The 16237-nt window shown below is 71.7% G+C and carries 16 protein-coding genes; 9 read left to right on the top strand and 7 right to left on the bottom strand.

Annotated elements, in window-relative coordinates; translation table 11 throughout:
- Positions 1-16 precede the first annotated feature (16 nt).
- From galK to F3T56_RS34375, 3 genes are all read left to right on the top strand, one after another.
- Positions 17-1186 (top strand): galactokinase, encoded by a 1170-nt coding sequence (galK, locus tag F3T56_RS34385; protein WP_149829258.1) that lies wholly within the window; start codon positions 17-19, stop codon positions 1184-1186.
- A 152-nt stretch (positions 1187-1338) separates the two neighbouring features.
- Complete coding sequence (locus F3T56_RS34380; RefSeq protein WP_149829257.1) at positions 1339-1593, top strand: type II toxin-antitoxin system Phd/YefM family antitoxin; 255 nt, start codon at positions 1339-1341, stop codon at positions 1591-1593.
- Complete coding sequence (locus F3T56_RS34375) at positions 1590-1838, top strand: type II toxin-antitoxin system RelE family toxin (RefSeq protein WP_149829256.1); 249 nt, start codon at positions 1590-1592, stop codon at positions 1836-1838. Before F3T56_RS34380 ends, F3T56_RS34375 begins: the two co-directional genes overlap by 4 nt.
- A gap of 32 nt (positions 1839-1870) precedes the next feature.
- Here F3T56_RS34375 and F3T56_RS34370 read toward each other — a convergent pair whose 3' ends face one another.
- Entirely contained in the window at positions 1871-2326 is a 456-nt protein-coding gene (locus F3T56_RS34370) for a GNAT family N-acetyltransferase (protein WP_172639277.1), read from the bottom strand.
- 251 nt (positions 2327-2577) lie between these two features.
- Here F3T56_RS34370 and F3T56_RS34365 point away from each other — a divergent pair, with 251 nt between their 5' ends.
- Positions 2578-3375: a LuxR C-terminal-related transcriptional regulator gene (locus F3T56_RS34365; RefSeq protein WP_149829254.1), complete on the top strand. Its 798-nt coding sequence runs from the start codon at positions 2578-2580 to the stop codon at positions 3373-3375.
- Here F3T56_RS34365 and tamR read toward each other — a convergent pair.
- Complete coding sequence (tamR, locus tag F3T56_RS34360; protein ID WP_149829253.1) at positions 3334-3831, bottom strand: MarR family transcriptional regulator TamR; 498 nt, start codon at positions 3829-3831, stop codon at positions 3334-3336. The two genes, F3T56_RS34365 and tamR, sit on opposite strands and share 42 nt — an antisense overlap.
- 146 nt (positions 3832-3977) lie before the next feature.
- On the opposite strand from tamR, the gene F3T56_RS34355 reads away from it, so the two are divergent.
- The 5 genes from F3T56_RS34355 to F3T56_RS34330 all read left to right on the top strand — a co-directional run bounded on the left by F3T56_RS34355 (position 3978) and on the right by F3T56_RS34330 (position 10402).
- Positions 3978-4793 (top strand): trans-aconitate 2-methyltransferase, encoded by an 816-nt coding sequence (locus tag F3T56_RS34355; RefSeq protein WP_149829252.1) that lies wholly within the window; start codon positions 3978-3980, stop codon positions 4791-4793.
- Positions 4790-5149 carry a VOC family protein gene (locus tag F3T56_RS34350; RefSeq protein ID WP_149829251.1) on the top strand — a complete coding sequence of 120 codons (360 nt, stop codon included), beginning with the start codon at positions 4790-4792 and terminating at the stop codon, positions 5147-5149. Before F3T56_RS34355 ends, F3T56_RS34350 begins: the two co-directional genes overlap by 4 nt.
- Positions 5150-5297: 148 nt before the next feature.
- Positions 5298-6674 (top strand): MFS transporter, encoded by a 1377-nt coding sequence (locus F3T56_RS34345; protein ID WP_149829250.1) that lies wholly within the window; start codon positions 5298-5300, stop codon positions 6672-6674.
- A 153-nt stretch (positions 6675-6827) separates the two neighbouring features.
- Positions 6828-7841, top strand: coding sequence for a PaaX family transcriptional regulator (locus F3T56_RS48525; RefSeq protein ID WP_246204194.1), 1014 nt, complete (start codon positions 6828-6830; stop codon positions 7839-7841).
- Positions 7842-8335: 494 nt separating this feature from the next.
- On the top strand, positions 8336-10402 hold the full coding sequence (locus tag F3T56_RS34330) for a glycosyltransferase family 4 protein (protein WP_149829249.1): 2067 nt from the start codon (positions 8336-8338) through the stop codon (positions 10400-10402).
- A 301-nt stretch (positions 10403-10703) separates the two neighbouring features.
- Here the strand turns inward: F3T56_RS34330 and F3T56_RS34325 are convergent, their stop codons facing one another.
- The 5 genes from F3T56_RS34325 to F3T56_RS34305 are packed head-to-tail and all read right to left on the bottom strand — an operon-like array spanning position 10704 to position 16166.
- A complete protein-coding gene (locus tag F3T56_RS34325; protein ID WP_005475764.1) occupies positions 10704-11501 on the bottom strand; it encodes a type III pantothenate kinase in 798 nt (265 codons plus the stop codon).
- Positions 11502-11516: 15 nt separating this feature from the next.
- Complete coding sequence (nadC, locus tag F3T56_RS34320; protein ID WP_149829248.1) at positions 11517-12503, bottom strand: carboxylating nicotinate-nucleotide diphosphorylase; 987 nt, start codon at positions 12501-12503, stop codon at positions 11517-11519.
- A gap of 5 nt (positions 12504-12508) precedes the next feature.
- Entirely contained in the window at positions 12509-14224 is a 1716-nt protein-coding gene (locus tag F3T56_RS34315; RefSeq protein ID WP_149829247.1) for an L-aspartate oxidase, read from the bottom strand.
- Positions 14221-15213: a pantoate--beta-alanine ligase gene (gene panC / locus F3T56_RS34310; protein WP_149829246.1), complete on the bottom strand. Its 993-nt coding sequence runs from the start codon at positions 15211-15213 to the stop codon at positions 14221-14223. The genes F3T56_RS34315 and panC overlap by 4 nt, the downstream gene beginning before the upstream one ends.
- Positions 15210-16166, bottom strand: coding sequence for a Rossmann-like and DUF2520 domain-containing protein (locus F3T56_RS34305; RefSeq protein WP_149829245.1), 957 nt, complete (start codon positions 16164-16166; stop codon positions 15210-15212). The genes panC and F3T56_RS34305 overlap by 4 nt, the downstream gene beginning before the upstream one ends.
- Positions 16167-16237 lie beyond the last annotated feature (71 nt).

Genomic DNA, 16237 nt, shown 5'->3' with positions numbered 1-16237 from the left:
GGTCAGGGACAAAGGGATGAGCGAGGCCGAGGCCGTAGAGGTCGCTGTCGCCCAGCGGTTCGAGGAGCTGTACGGGGCGGCACCGGAGGGAGTGTGGGCGGCGCCGGGCCGGGTGAACCTGATCGGCGAGCACACCGACTACAACGACGGTTTCGTCATGCCCTTCGCCCTCCCGCACACCACGGTCGCGGCGGTCTCGCGCCGCGAGGACGGCGTACTGCGCCTGCACTCGTCCGACGTCGAGGGCGGGGTCGTGGAGCTGACGCTCGACGCCCTGGCCCCCGAGTCGGACCGGAACTGGACGGCGTACCCGGCGGGCGTCGTCTGGGCCCTGGCCGAGGCCGGCCACGCGGTGACGGGTGCGGACGTGCACGTGTCCTCCACGGTCCCGACGGGCGCGGGCCTGTCCTCGTCGGCGGCGCTGGAAGTCGTCGTGGCCCTGGCCCTGAACGACCTGTTCGCGCTGGACCTGAAGGGCTGGCAGCTGGCCCGCCTGTGCCAGCGCGCGGAGAACGTCTACGTCGGCGCCCCCACCGGCATCATGGACCAGACGGCGTCGGCATGCTGCGAGGCGGGCCACGCCCTGTTCCTCGACACCCGGGACCTCTCCCAGAAGCAGATCCCCTTCGACCTGGCCGCCGAGGGCATGCAGCTCCTCGTCGTCGACACCCAGGTCAAGCACTCCCACAGCGAGGGCGAGTACGGCAAGCGCCGCGCCGGCTGCGAGAAGGGCGCGGCGCTGCTGGGCGTCGACGCGCTGCGGGACGTCGCCTACGACGACCTCGACGCGGCCCTGGCCCGCCTCGGCGACGAGGAGGAGGTCCGCCGCCTGGTCCGCCACATCGTGACGGAGAACCACCGGGTGGAGAAGGTCGTCGCGCTCCTGGAGTCGGGCGAGACCCGGGCCATCGGCCCCGTCCTGAACGAGGGCCACGCCTCCCTCCGCGACGACTTCCGCATCTCCTGCCCGGAGTTGGACCTCGTCGTCGACACGGCCCTGAGCGCGGGCGCGATCGGCGCCCGCATGACCGGCGGCGGCTTCGGCGGCTCAGCGATCGTCCTGGTCGACGCGACGGACGCGGACACGGTCACCAAGGCGGTCGAGGAGGCCTTCGCGGCCGCCGACTTCACGGCCCCGCGGGTGTTCGTGGCGGTGCCTTCGGCGGGGGCGCGGCGGGTTTCCTGAACGGTTGAGGGGGCGGCGGCATCGGGGATTGCCCTGACGTCGTCGCCTTGTTCCGCTGGGAGACAGCGTTGCGTCGCGAAGGTAGTCACCCTGGAGGGTGAATCTTGTGGCATGAATGGCCTACAAGGTGAACCCTGTGGGATCATCGGCGCATGACTGAGATCGCGATCAGCGCCGCCCGCTCCCAGCTCGGTGACCTCGTCCGCCGCGCCGCTCACGGCCGCGAGACCATCGCCCTCACCGACCACGGGCACGTGGCCGCGCTCCTCGTCTCACCGCAGGTGATAGAGGATCTCGAAGACGCCCTCGCGGTCGCGGACTACGAGCGACGCAAGGCGGAGGGGACGCTTGAACCCGGCATCCCCATGGCGGAGGTTCGTAAGCGACTGGGGCTCGAACCACAGTGACCTACGAGATCACCTTTGAGCCGCACGCCCTCAACGCCGCAGCACGATTCCTGGAGGAGGACCCGAGCGGCCTCGCCTTGCTCCTGGACACCATCGACAAGCTGGCCGATGATCCTCGGCCAGCGGGGTCGACCGCCTACGGCCCCCGCACCCGCCGCCTGCGCGTCGGCCAATACCGGGTCCTGTACGTCATCGACGACGACGTGATCCGCATCCTTGTCACGCATTTGGGGCGTACACCGTAGTCGGCTCGCGGGGAGTCTCGGTGCTCCCCGCCTCACCCCAACCGCTTAGTCAACGTGTACTCCGTGATCCCCGGCGGATAGTCCGGGATCACGCACACCACCTCGTAGCCGTGCCGTCGGTAGAAGTCGGGGGCCTGGAAGTCCCAGGTTTCCAGGCGGGCGGTGCGGCAGCCGCGTTCCGTGGTGGCCAGGTGTTCGGCCTTCGACAGCAGCCGGGAGCCCAGTCCCGCGCCCCGGCGGGGTTCGTCGATCCACAGGTACGTCACGTGGAGCCAGGTCGCCCAGGTGTGGCCTACCAGGCCACCCGCCAACGCGCCCGACTCGTCCAAGGCCCAGACGTGGAGGGGGAGTTCGCGTTCGTCGGGGGTGCCGCGGAGGGCGCGGAGGACGGGGGAGGCCGCCGTGTTTGTGGCGCGGAGTCGGGAACGCAGCAATTGGCTTCGTTCTCTGTCGACTTCTGTCTCCATACGAAACATGAGGCACACCATAAACGCGCCGGCCAACCAGTTCTGCAAATGGGCTTCCGCTCCCGCCCCCCGGCCGTACTCTGATGAACAGCACCGGTGGGGGCCGGTGCTGATCAGGGGGCGAGACAGTCGGGTACGGCGCCCGGAGTGGGGGTAGCAGATCCAGCACGGCGGCGGCCGTGCGGCTGCGGCAACCCCGTCCCAGGTGTAAACCGGGGAGCGCTCCGGGCGGCGTACCCGCGCCGGTCGTCCCCCGACCAGTGGGGGTATCAGTGGTACGCATCCGAGTCCTGGTCGTCGACGACCACCGCATCTTCGCCGAGTCGCTCGCCGCGGCCCTCGCCGCCGAGCCCGACGTCGACGTGTCCGCGGCCGGCAGCGGCCCCGCCGCGCTGCGCTGCCTGGAACGCGCGGCGGCGGAGGGCCGCAAGTACGACGTACTGCTGGTCGACGCCGACCTCGGGGGCCACGCCCCCGGCGCGCGTCCGGCCGCCGTACCCGTACCCGCGCCTGTCGCCGCCGTGCCGGGGCAGGAAGGCGGGGACGACGGGCTCGTCGACGGCATATCGCTCGTCGCGGGCGTGCGCTCGGGGCAGCCGAGCGTACGGATCGTCGTCCTCGCGGAGAAGGACGATCCGCGCCGGGCCGCCCTCGCGCTCCAGGCCGGTGCCTCGGGATGGGTCGCCAAGGACTGTTCGCTGTCGCGGCTGCTCACCGTGATCCGCGGTGTCCTGCGGGACGAGACGCATCTGCCGCCCGCGCTTCTCACCGGCGTACTGCGGGAGTTGACGGCCGCCCGCAAGCACCGCACGGAGAGTGAGCGGCTGGTTGAGTCCCTCACTCCACGTGAGCGGGAAGTGCTTCGGTGCATGGTCGCGGGGCTGGGGCGCAAGGCCGTCGCCGAGCGCCTGTTCCTCTCGCCCCACACCGTCCGCACGCATATGCAGAACGTCCTCGGGAAGCTCGGCGTGCACTCCACCCTCGCCGCCGTCGCGCTCGCGCGCCGCGCCGGGGTCGGGCCCGTCGACCTAGCCGGGGATGTTGTCGAACGGGGCGGTCAACTGGCGTAGCAGGCCCGCGAGTTCACCTCGCTGCGCGCTGGACAGCTCGCCCAGGATCGCCCGTTCCTGGTCGAGGAGCCCGGCGAGCGCCTGGTCCGCCCGGTCCCGGCCCTCCTCCGTCAGCCGGACGAGCACGCCCCGCCGGTCCGACGGGTCGGGCAACCGCTCCACCAGGCCCTTCTTCGCCAGCCGGTCGATACGGTTCGTCATCGTGCCCGAGGTCACCAGCGTCTGCGTGAGCAACTGCCCCGGGGAGAGCTGATACGGGTTCCCGGCGCGCCTCAGCGCCGTCAGCACGTCGAACTCCCACGGCTCCAGCTGGTGCTCGGCGAACGCCAGCCTGCGCGCACGGTCCAGATGCCGGGCCAGCCTGCTCACCCGGCTGAGTACTTCCAGCGGCTCCACGTCGAGGTCGGGGCGCTCCCGGCGCCACGCTGCGACCAGCCGATCGACCTCGTCCTCCATGACGATCAGTGTAGTGGTTGTGTCGATGTGAAGTCTCTTGACATCAAGTCTCTTGACATCGAGGTATGTGGCTACGACAGTGGGGGCATCCGGAGGAGTTGTTGAGACCGGAGGAGTTGTCGAGAAATGAGGAGCGGGAGTCAGTCATGTCCGTCAGCCCCGCCTGGGACCCCCAGCAGTACCTGCGTCACGCCGGCCACCGTGCCCGCGCCTTCGTCGACCTGCTCGCCCGCGTGCCCGACCCGCCCGTGGAGCGCCCCCGGATCGCCGACCTCGGCTGCGGCCCCGGCAACGTCACCCGGCTGCTCGCCGACCGCTGGCCCGGCGCGCACATCACCGGGTACGACAACTCGCCCGAGATGCTCGACAAGGCCCACGCGGATCACGAGGGGCCCACACCGGGCGGCGGCCGGATCGACTTCGCCCCGGCCGACGTCCGCACCTGGGCGCCCTCGGAGCCGTACGACCTGATCATCAGCAACGCCACCCTCCAGTGGGTCCCGGGGCACGTCGACCGGTTCGGTGCCTGGGTGGACGCGCTGGCCGCCGGCGGAACGTTCGCCTTCCAGGTCCCCGGCAACTTCGACTCGCCCAGCCACCGCCTCATGCGCGAACTCGCCCATTCCGACCGCTGGAAGGACCGCCTCGACGGCACCCTCCGCCACGGCGACGCGATCCACACACCCGCCGCCTACCTCGCCGCCCTCGCCGATCTCGGCTGCGAGGTGGACGCCTGGGAGACGACGTACATCCATCTCCTCCAGGGCGAGGACCCGGTCCTCGACTGGGTGAAGGGCACCGGTCTGCGCCCTGTCCTCGCCGAACTCGGCCCGGACGCCGACCCGTTCGTCGCCGACTACCGGGCCGCACTGCGCGAGGCCTACCCGCCCACCACCCACGGCACCCCGTTCCCGTTCCGCCGCATCTTCGTCGTCGCCCGCAAGCCGGGGGCGAACCGGTGATCGCCGCACTCGACCACGCCCAGCTCGCCGCCCCGCCGGGGTCGGAGGGGCGGTTGCGGACGTACTACGTGGACGTTCTCGGGATGGTCGAGATCCCCAAGCCGCCGGCACTCGCCGCGCGGGGCGGTTGCTGGTTCCGGGCGGGGGAGGCCGTTCTGCACCTCGGGATCGAGGAGGGCTTCCGGCCCGCGAAGAAGGCCCATCCGGGGCTGCGGGTGCGGGGGATCGAGGCGTACGCCGCCCGGCTCGCCGGGTGTGGGGCGGCCGTGACCTGGGACGACGGGCTTCCGGGATGCCGACGTTTCTACTCCGAGGATCCCGTGGGGAACCGGCTGGAGTTCCTGGAGCCGGGCTGAGCCGGGGTTGGGGCGAGCCGGGGTGAGCCGGGCTGAGTCCGGGCCGGCGTCCGGAATCGAGGTTGTGCAGAATCTTGACGGCGGATAGAGGTACGCCTACCTTCGCGGTGTCACTCCCTCGTTCCCCCATCGCTCCAGGGAGACCCGCATGCCCCCGTCCCCCTCCCCGGCCGCACTCCCCAACCCCGCCGAGCAGGCCGAACAGGCCGCGCGCACACGGCAGTTGCGTCGTGTAGCGCTCTCCGGGCTGCTCGGCACGGCCGTCGAGTTCTACGACTTCCTCGTCTACGGCACGGTCGCCGCGCTCGTCTTCGGTGAACTCTTCTTCCCGGGCGCCGACCCGGCCGTCGGCACCATCGCAGCGTTCGGAACCTTCGCCGCCGGTTACGTCGCCCGCCCCCTCGGCGGCGTGATCTTCGGTCACTTCGGCGACCGGCTCGGGCGGAAGTCGATGCTGTTGCTGACCATGGGCCTGATGGGTGGCGCCAGCTTTCTCATCGGGCTGCTGCCCACCTACGACACCATCGGTGTGTGGGCGCCCGTCCTGCTGATCACCCTGCGCGTGCTCCAGGGCATCGCCATCGGCGGTGAGTGGGGCGGCGCCACGCTCATGGTCGTCGAGCACGCCGGGGAGAAGCGGCGCGGACTGTGGTCCAGCTTCACGCAGATGGGAGCGCCGCTCGGCTCCCTGCTCTCCTCGGTCGTCGTCACCCTCGTCGTCGCCATGCCCAGGGACGAGTTCGCGGCGTGGGGCTGGCGCGTGCCGTTCCTGCTCAGCGTCGTACTGCTCGGCGTCGGGCTGTTCGTCCGGCTGAAGGTCGTCGAGAGCCCCCTGTTCGCCAAGGTCAAGCGGGACCGGGCCGAGGCAAGGATGCCGCTCGTCGACGTACTGCGCCGGCCGCGCGCCCTCGCCCTCGCCGCCTGCGTCGGCATCGGCGCCTTCACCGCGCAGTCCCTGCTGACCAGTTACCTCATCGCGTACGCCACCGGCATCGGCTACCCCCGGCCGCAGGTCCTCACCGCGCTCACCGTCTCCGCGTCCGTCGCCCTCGTCGTCCTGCCCTGCGCGTCCGCCCTCTCCGACCGCATCGGCCGCCGCCCCGTCGTCCTCGGCGGAGCCCTCGCCTCCGCCGCGCTCGCCTTCCCCGTCCTCGCCCTGGTCGACTCCAAGTCGCCCGGGCTGCTCATCCTCGCGGTCGTCCTGGGCCACGGCATCGCCCAGTCCGTGATGTACGGGCCGCTGGGCGCGCTGCTCACCGAGATGTTCGGCACGAAGGTTCGCTACACCGGGGCCTCGCTGGGGTATCAGCTCGCCACGCTGATCGGTGCGGGGTTCTCGCCGATGATCGCCGGGAGCCTGGTGGCTGCCAACGGGGGGTCCAGTACGCCGATCTCGCTGCTGGTGTGCGGAGGTGCGGCGATCACCGCGGTGACCGTGTGGTTCGTACGGGAGACGCATCGGGACTCGTTGGGGGACGGGGTCCTTCGGGAGGGGGTTGCCACCAAGGAAGGGGTGGGCTTGTAAGGCGGTCGGCTACGGGCGCGCGGGGGCTTGTCGCTCCCCCACTCTCGGCTTCGCTCGAGCGGGGGGACCCCCATCGCGGCGGAGCCGCATATCGGCACCGCCCCGGGCCCCTTACGGGGCGCGGGGCGCCCCGTCGTACGTACTCTTACCGCTGTGGAGGACCAGATCCTGGACGTCGACGCCGTGGACGCGCCGCAGCCGCGGCCGCAGTCACTCGTGCTCTCCTTCTTCGGCAACCACGTGCTGGACCGGGGGGAGGGCGACCTGGGGGTCTACTCGGGGAGCATCATCGATGTGCTCGGGCGGGTCGGCACGGGGGAGCAGGCGGTGCGGTCGACGCTGACCCGGATGGTGAACCGGGGGCTGCTGCGGCGCCAGCGCGAGGGACGGAAGATGTACTTCGGGCTCACCCCGCACGCGTCCGACATCCTGCGCGACGGCGGCCGGCGTATCTGGAGCATCGGCGCGGTCAACGAGGACTGGGACGGCACCTGGACCCTCCTCGGCTTCTCGCTCCCCGAGTCCTGGCAGCGGCAACGGCACGATCTGCGCTCCCGGCTCACCTGGTCCGGGTTCGGGGCGCTGTACAGCGGGCTGTGGATCGCACCGGGGCGGGTGGACGTCCGGGAGATCGTCTCGGAACTGGGGCTCGACGCCCACGTGAAGGTGTTCCACGCGCGCGCCGACGAGTTCACCGACATCGGCCTGATGATCCGCGAGAGCTGGGACCTGGAGGCCCTCGCCGCCCGCTACGTCGCCTTCGACAAGCGCTGGACCACCGCGACCCTAGGGGGTGGTGTGAAGGTCCCGCACAGCACCCCCGGCGCCCGGCACGCTCCCCCACTCTCGGCTTCGCTCGAGCGGGGGGACCCCCATCAAGGGCCTTCGTCCGGCACGCCGAGGGCACGCACCGAACACCGCGGGCACCGCACGGGACCTTCACACCACCCCCTAGCCTCCGCCGACCCCATCGCCACCCGACTGCGCCTGGTCGCCGAATGGCTGCGCATCATCCGCACCGACCCCCGCCTCCCCGTACAGCACCTGCCGACGGAGTGGCCCGCGCGCCAGGCCCAGGAGACGTTCCGCCGTATCGCGGAGGAGACGGCCGGACCGGCGGGGCGGATGGCGGCGGAGGTTCTGGAGACCACACCGCTCCGGCCGTGAGTCACTCGAAAGGCCGCCGCTAAACGGAGTCTGATATTCCGACCTCTGGAACGCCTTCTTGACCTCTCTTGACCCCTCTTGGCGACTCCTGGTGCGGGAGTGGCTGATATTGTTCTTTGGCTTTCCTTTGTGAGAGCTATATTCTCGGTTCACTTTTTGTTGCCCTCGGCGTTCCGTCCGGGGAAGTGGGGGAGTGGGGCTGTGACCAGGGGGGATCCTGGTCGGTGAGTAGCTGTTTGGTTGTACGGCGCGCTTCACAAGTTTTGTGATGCGTGTCACTTAGGCTTTCCGTCGTCCGACTGGGATTTCCTGGCGGGATGCGCCTGCGCGCGTATCTCTATTCCGTGCTTTCCCGGCCGGTCGATTTCCGCTGCATCAATTCATTCGCAATTACGGCCACGCATATCGCCGTGCCCGCGCACAGCCCCGACCGGACGACGGGGCCGCGAGCGCGATGCCGCCCATGCCCGGGCGGGCTCCAGGGGGAAACACACGTGAAGATCGCATTCCTGATCAACAACGCCTACGGCATCGGCGGCACCATCCGTTCCACGGCGAACCTGTCCGCCGCGTTCGCCGACCGGCACGACGTCGAGGTCGTCAGCATCCACTGCTTCCGGGACGCACCGTCGCTCCCCTTCGACCCGCGCGTCCGCGTGACCTCGCTGATCGAGATGCGCGAGAACAACCCCGGCTACGAGGGCGACCACCCGCTCACCAAGCTGCCCGGCACGATGTTCCCCTACACCGGCGCCACCGGGAACATGGCCTACACCGCCCTGCAGGACGAACGCATCGGCGGCTTCCTCGCCCGTACCGACGCCGACGTCGTCATCGCCACCCGCCCGGACCTCAACGGCTACCTCGCCCGCGACGGCCGCCGTCGCTACCTCCGCGTCGGTCAGGAGCACCTCAGCCTCGACCAGTACCGGGAACCGCTGCGCACCAACCAGAACAACGCCATCGCCGGCCTCGACGCCTACGTCACCGTCTCCGAGGCCGACGCCGCCCAGTACCGCGCCGCACTGCCCGACGTCACCACGACCATCGTGTGCGTCCCCAACGGTGTACAGGCTCCGGCCGTCGAACGGTCCTCCCTGGGCTCCCGGGTCATCGTCGCGGCCGGCCGGCTCATCCCCATCAAGCGGTACGACCGGCTGGTCGACGCGTTCGCCAAGGTGGCCGCCGAATACCCCGGCTGGACCCTGCGGATCTACGGCCGCGGACCGCAGAAGGAGAACCTGCGGCAGCAGATCGACCGGCTCGGGCTGCACGACCGGGCGTTCCTCATGGGCGCGGTCTCCCCGATCGAGACCGAGTGGGCCAAGGGCGCCGTCGCGGCCGTCTCCTCCGACATGGAGTCCTTCGGCATGACGATCGTCGAGGCCATGCACTGCGGGGTCCCGGTCGTCGCCACCGACTGCCCCCACGGCCCCGGCGAGATCATCAGCGACGGCGAGGACGGCCTGCTCGTACCGCTGGACGGTGACGTCGACGCCTACGCCGACGCACTGAAGCGCATCGTCGCCGACGACATCCTGCGCGAGCGGCTCGGCGCGGCGGCGATCAAGAAGGCCGACACATACGCCCCCTCCGCCATCGCCCGCCGCTACGAGGACCTCTTCGAGCAACTGTCCAAGTCACGCCGCCGCAGATGGGACGGCACGACCCTCCTCGGCAGACTCACCCGAGCCGGCCGCACCCGTCCCGCCCCGGCCGCTCCCGTGCCCACGGAGAGCGCTCCCACACCCACCGCGCACGCCCGCGCCACCGCCGACGGCGGCGTCACCGTACTGCTCGACCCGGCCGGGCTGCCCACCGGCTCCCTCGACTTCATCGCCCGACTCCGCCGCGACCCCGCCAAACGCGAGGTCCGCGTCCCCGTACAGCCGGCCCCGGACGCCCACGCCACCCTCCGGCCCGGCGAACACACCCTCGCCGAGGGCCGTTGGGACTGCTACGTCGCGCCGCGCGGCACGAACAAACGCGTCCGCCTCACCGTCCAGCTCGTCGAACAGGCCGCGCTGGTGGGCAGGCCGCCGGTCGTCGACCGGCGGGGCGTCGCCGCGTGGATCCCGTATCCGACCGTGGACGGGTTCCTCGCGCTACGCACCTGGCTGCGGACCGCGCACGCCGAGATCGACACGATCGAGGTGGGCGACGGGGCGGCGAGGGTGAGCGCGACGCTGTACGGAGGCGCTCCGCTGGGGGAGGCCGCGGTCGTCCGGGCCGTCTCACGGACCGACTCTGCCTACGACTTCACCGTGCCTGTACGGGCGGTGGGTGAGCGGGGGCTGCGGTTCACCGTTCCGTACGGGGAGCTCATGAACCGGCGCAGTGTCGAGCACGATCTGTGGGACCTGGTCGTGGTGCCGACGGAGGGGGCGGAGGGCGTGCCCGTCGGGCGGATCGGCGGGGATGTGGTGGAGCGGCGGAAGACGGATCTTGTGCCGGGTCAGATTTTCGAGCACTTCGAGCGGGGCGGGACCCGGGTGAAGCCGTACTTCACTGTGGCCAATGAGCTGGCGCTCAGCGCGAAGGATGTGGACGAGGTCGGCTGAAGGGCCGTATCGCCGTAGGGGGTGGGGGTGCGTTGGGGGCTGCGGGTGGTGTGTGGTTGCTCGCGCCCACGCGGCGGAGCCGCAAATCGATACAACCCCGCGCCCCTGAAAAGCAGGGGCTGCGCCCCATGCTTTTCGGCCCGCAGGGCCGTGTCTTTCAGGGGCGCGGGGCTGTGACATATGCGGCTCCGCCGCGATGGGGGTCCCCCCGCTCGAGCGAAGCCGAGAGTGGGGGAGCGACCAGCCCCCACCCACCCGCAGCCGCCGACGAAACCGCACCCCCCGAGCTCTCAGGCGCCCCTCAGAGACGCGACACGTTCCGCTCGTACACCAGCCGCAGCCCGATCAGCGTCAGCCAGGGCTCGTGCTCGTCGATGACGGAGGACTCGCCCAGAACCATCGGCGCCAAGCCACCCGTCGCGATCACCGTCACATCCTCGGGATCATCGGCCAGCTCGCGAACCATCCGGCCCACCACCCCGTCCACCTGCCCGGCGAACCCGTACACGATCCCCGACTGCATCGCCTCGACCGTGTTCTTGCCGATGACGCTGCGCGGCCGGGCGACCTCGATCTTGCGGAGCTGGGCGCCCTTGACGCCGAGCGCCTCGACGGAGATCTCGATGCCGGGCGCGATGACCCCGCCGACGTACTCGCCGCGGGCGCTCACCGCGTCGAACGTCGTCGCCGTACCGAAGTCGACGACGACGGCCGGACCGCCGTACAACTCGACCGCGGCGACCGCGTTGATGATGCGGTCGGCGCCGACCTCCTTGGGGTTGTCGGTGAGGATCGGCACGCCCGTCTTGACGCCGGGCTCGACGAGGACGGCGGGAACGTCGCCGTAGTAGCGGCGGGTCACCTCGCGGAGCTCGTGGAGAACGGACGGGACGGTGGCGCAGATCGCGATGCCGTCGATGCCGTCGCCCAACTCCTCTCCGAGGAGCGGGTGCATGCCCATGAGGCCCTGCAACAGGACCGCCAGTTCGTCGGCGGTACGGCGCGCGTCCGTGGAGATGCGCCAGTGTTCGACGATGTCCTCGCCGTCGAACAGTCCGAGGACGGTGTGGGTGTTGCCCACGTCGATCGTCAGCAGCATGTCCCGTCCCCGTCCCTACTCGGCCGCGCGCAGGTCGAGGCCGATGTCCAGGATGGGAGACGAGTGGGTGAGGGCTCCCACCGCCAGGTAGTCGACGCCCGTGTCCGCGTACGCCTTGGCGTTGATGAGGGTCAGGCGGCCCGAGGCCTCCAGGGCCGCCCGGCCGGCGACGACGGCCACGGCCTCCTCGCACTCGATCGGTGTGAAGTTGTCCAGGAGGATCAGGTCGGCGCCCGCGTCGACGACCTCGCGGAGCTGGTGGAGGGTGTCGACCTCGACCTCGATGGGCACCTCGGGGAACATCTCGCGCACGGCCTTGAAGGCCTGGGAGACGCCGCCCGCGGCGACGACGTGGTTGTCCTTGACGAGGGCCGCGTCGGACAGCGACATGCGGTGGTTGACCCCGCCGCCGCAGCGGACCGCGAACTTTTCGAGGGACCGCAGGCCCGGCGTGGTCTTCCTGGTGTCGCGGACCTTCGCCTTCGTGCCCTCCAGGGTGTCCGCCCACGCGCGCGTGGCGGTCGCGATGCCGGAGAGGCGGCACAGCAGGTTGAGGGCACTGCGTTCGGCGGTGAGGAGGTCGCGGGTGGCGCCGGTGACGCTGAGGAGCACCTGCCCGGCCTCCACCCGGTCGCCGTCGTCGACGTGCCGCTCGACCTCGAACTCGTCGGAGCAGGCCACGGAGAGGACCGCCTCGGCGATCCTCAGGCCCGCCACGACGCCGCCCTCCCGGGCGGTGAAGTCGGCGGTGGCGCGGGCGTCCTCGGGGATCGTGGCGACCGTGGTGACGTCCACACCGTGGTCGAGGTCCTCCTGGATGGCGACGTTGGCGATGTCCTCGACCTCCACTGGGTCGAGCCCGGCGTCGGCCAGGAGCTGGGCGAGCGCGGGGTCGAGCCCGCACTCCAGGTACTCGTCCTCGGTAAGACCGTCGTCGGCGCCGCAGCCGCAGCCGTCGCCGCAGCCGCCGCTCTGGACGAGGGGAAGATCGGGGGTGCTCACGTCTGTCACTGCTCCTGCTGGTGCGGCCGGGTAGGGGGGAAGTCTGCGGTATCCGTGGTGTGTACGGCGAGGGTCCGGTCCGGATTCAGCCGTACGACGATGTGGCGGCGCCACTCGGCGTCGTCGCGCTCGGCGTGGTCCTCGCGCCAGTGGCAGCCGCGGGTCTCCTCGCGGAGCCGGGCGGCGGCGACCAGGACGCGGGCCACGCACAGGAGGTTGGTGGTCTCCCAGGTGTCGGTGCCGGGCTCGGCCGTCTTGCCGTTCTCGGCGAGGGCGTCCCGGGCGTCGGCGTGCAGCCGGTCGAGGGCCGCGGCGGCGGTCGCCAGGGAGGCCTCGGAGCGCAGCACGCCGGCGCCCTCCGTCATGGTCCGCTGGATCGCGAACCGTACCTCTGGGGCGAGCAGCGGGTGCGCCGGGGTCTCCGCGTATGGGACGGGCTGGGGCACGCGCGCGTGGAGGCCGCTTTCGGCGTGGGCGGCGGCGATGTCGGTGACGATGCGCTCGGCGTAGACCAGGCCCTCCAGGAGGGAGTTCGAGGCGAGCCGGTTGGCGCCGTGGACGCCGGTGCAGGCGACCTCGCCGCAGGCGTAGAGGCCGGGCACGGTCGTACGGCCGTGGGAGTCGGTGCGGACGCCGCCGGAGGCGTAGTGGGCGGCCGGGGCGACCGGGATGGGCTCGGTGATCGGGTCGAAGCCGTTGGCGCGGCAGGCGGCGAGGATCGTCGGGAAGCGGTGCTGCCACATGTCGGCGCCGAAGTGCCGGGCGTCCAGGTACATGTGCTCGGCGCCCTGTTCCTGCATACGGCGCATGATGCCCTTGGCGACGATGTCCCGGGGGGCGAGCTCGGCGAGTTCGTGCTGTCCGACCATGAAGCGCGTGCCGTCGGCGTCGACCAGGTGGGCGCCCTCGCCGCGTACCGCCTCGGAGACGAGGGGCTGCTGACCCTCGGCGTCCGGGCCCAGAAACAGCACGGTGGGGTGGAACTGGACGAACTCCAGGTCGCTGACCTCGGCGCCCGCGCGCAGGGCGAGGGCCACGCCGTCGCCGGTCGACACGGACGGGTTGGTGGTCGCGGAGAAGACCTGGCCCATGCCGCCGGTCGCGAGGACGACGGTGGGGGCGTGGACGGCTCCCACGCCGTCGTGCTGGCCCTCGCCCATGACGTGCAGGGTTACACCGGCGGTGCGGCCCTCGGCGTCCGTCAGGAGGTCCAGGACGAGCGCGTTCTCGATCGTGCGCAGTCCACGCGCGCGTACGGCCTCGACGAGGGCCCGGGAGATCTCGGCGCCGGTGGCGTCGCCGCCCGCGTGGGCGATGCGGCGGCGGTGGTGGCCGCCCTCGCGGGTGAGCTCCAGGCCGCCTTCCTCGGACTCGTCGAAGTGGGCGCCGGTCTCGATCAGGCGGCGTACGGCGTCGGGTCCCTCGGTGACGAGCAGCCGTACGGCGTCCTCGTCGCACAGGCCCGCGCCCGCGACCAGGGTGTCGTCCTGGTGCTGTTCGGGGGTGTCGCCCTCGCCGAGGGCGGCGGCGATGCCGCCCTGGGCCCAGCGGGTGGAGCCGTCGTCGAGGCGGGCCTTGGTGACGACGACGGTGTTCAGGCCGGCGGCCTCGCAGCGCAGCGCGGCGGTGAGGCCGGCGACGCCCGAACCGACGACCACGACATCGGCGGCGATGGACCAACCGGGGGCAGGCGCGTGCAGTCGTATGCCTGTGGTGGTCACGAGGCGGCTCCGAAGGTCAGCGGGATGTTGTCGATCAGCCGGGTCGTCCCCACCCGGGCCGCGACGGCGAGGACGGCTTCGCCGGTGAAGTCGTCGGGGATGTCGGTGAAGTCGGAGGGGTCCACCAGGGCCAGGTAGTCCAGCTCCAGCGGCGGCTTCATGCGCAGGGCCTCGTCGAGGACGAGGCGGGTGGCGGCGCGGACGGCGGCCGGGCCGCCGGGCGCCGCTTTCGCCATGGCGTGGGCGTCGGCGGCCGCGCGGGACTCGCCGATGGCGCTGAGGGCCTCGGCACGCGCGCGCGTGGCGGGTACTTCGCGGGCACGCGCGCGTAGGGCCTCCTGGGCGGCGTGCCGGTCCCGGCCCGCGAACAGGGCCTTGGAGAGGGCGAGGGCCGTACGCCGCTCCTCGGCGGACAGATAGCGGTTGCGGCTGGACAGGGCCAGGCCGTCGGCCTCGCGGACGGTCGGTACGGCGACGATCTCCACGCCGAAGTTCAGGTCACGGACCATACGGCGGATCAGGGCGAGCTGCTGGGCGTCCTTCTGGCCGTAGAGCGCCAGGTCGGGGCGGGTGAGGTGCAGCAGCTTGGCGACGACGGTGAGCATGCCGTCGAAGTGCCCGGGGCGGGCGGCGCCCTCCAGGCGTTCGCCCATGGGGCCCGCGGTGATGCGGACCTGGGGTTCGCCGCCGGGGTAGACCTCGTCCACCCAGGGGGCGAACACCACGTCGGCGCCGGACTGTTCGGCGAGCTTGACGTCGGTGTCCAGGGTGCGCGGGTAGCGGTCGAGGTCCTCGCCCGCGCCGAACTGGAGGGGGTTCACGAAGACGGTGACGACGACCTCGCCCTCGCGGCCCGCGAGCTCGCGCGCGGTGCGGATCAGGGTGGCGTGGCCCTCGTGCAGGGCGCCCATGGTCATCACGACGGCGCGACGGCCCGCACGCGCGCGTGCGTGCAGTTCGTCGGCGGTGCGCAGCACAGTGATGGTCATCGGGCGTTCCCGTCGGTGCCGTCGGTGCCGTCGGCTCCGGTGATTCCGTTCGTCCCGTCCGCGAGTACCCCGAGGAGGTCCTCGGCCAGCTCCGGTTTGAGCAGGCCGTGGGCGAGGGCCCGGTCGGCGGTCGCGCGGGCCATCGCCAGATATCCGGCGACGGTCGCCGGGGCGTGCGCGCGCAGCTCGGCGACATGCGCGGCGACCGTGCCCGCGTCGCCGCGCGCGACGGGCCCGGTGAGGGCCGCGTCACCGGAGCGCAGGGCGTTGTCCAGGGCGGCGCCCAGGAGCGGGCCGAGCATGCGGTCGGGGGCCTCGACGCCGGCCGTGCGCAGCAGCTCCATGGACTGGGCGACCAGGGTCACCAGATGGTTGGCGCCCAGGGCGAGGGCCGCGTGGTAGAGCGGGCGGTTCGCCTCGGCGATCCACTCCGGTTCGCCGCCCATCTCGATCACCAGCGCCTCGGCGGCCAGCCGCAGCTCCTCGGGTGCCGTGACCCCGAAGGAGCACCCGGCGAGCCGCTGCACGTCCACCGGAGTACCGGTGAACGTCATCGCGGGGTGCAGCGCCAGCGGCAGCGCCCCCGCCCTGAGCGCGGGGTCCAGCACCTTCGCGCCGTACCGCCCGGAGGTGTGCACCAGCAGCTGCCCCGGCCGTACGGAGCCGGTCTCGGCGAGGCCCTCGACGAGGCCCGGCAGGGCGTCGTCCGGCACGGTCAGCAGGACCAGGTCCGCATGTCCCAGCACGTCGGCGGGGGACATGAGCGGCACGTCCGGCAGCAGCTCGGCGGCGCGGCGCCTGGAGGCGTCGGAGACCCCGGAGACGGCCACCGGGCGGTGCCCGGCGAGCTGCAGCGACGCCGCCAGCGCGGGACCCACGCGGCCGGCGCCGACGACGCCGACGGTGAGCCGCGCGGGGCGGTCCTTCGGCTCTGGTTGCTGGAATGTACTCACTCGGTGGTGGCCTTCCCGTTCCAGTCCGCACTGGGTACCGGACGATTTCTCGTCATGTTAACGCGATTGGT

Source organism: Streptomyces tailanensis (assembly GCF_008386495.1).
Classification (GTDB): domain Bacteria; phylum Actinomycetota; class Actinomycetes; order Streptomycetales; family Streptomycetaceae; genus Streptomyces; species Streptomyces tailanensis.
The sequence above is the reverse complement of the archived record's forward strand: the minus strand, read 5'-3'. Positions and strand labels throughout refer to the sequence as shown.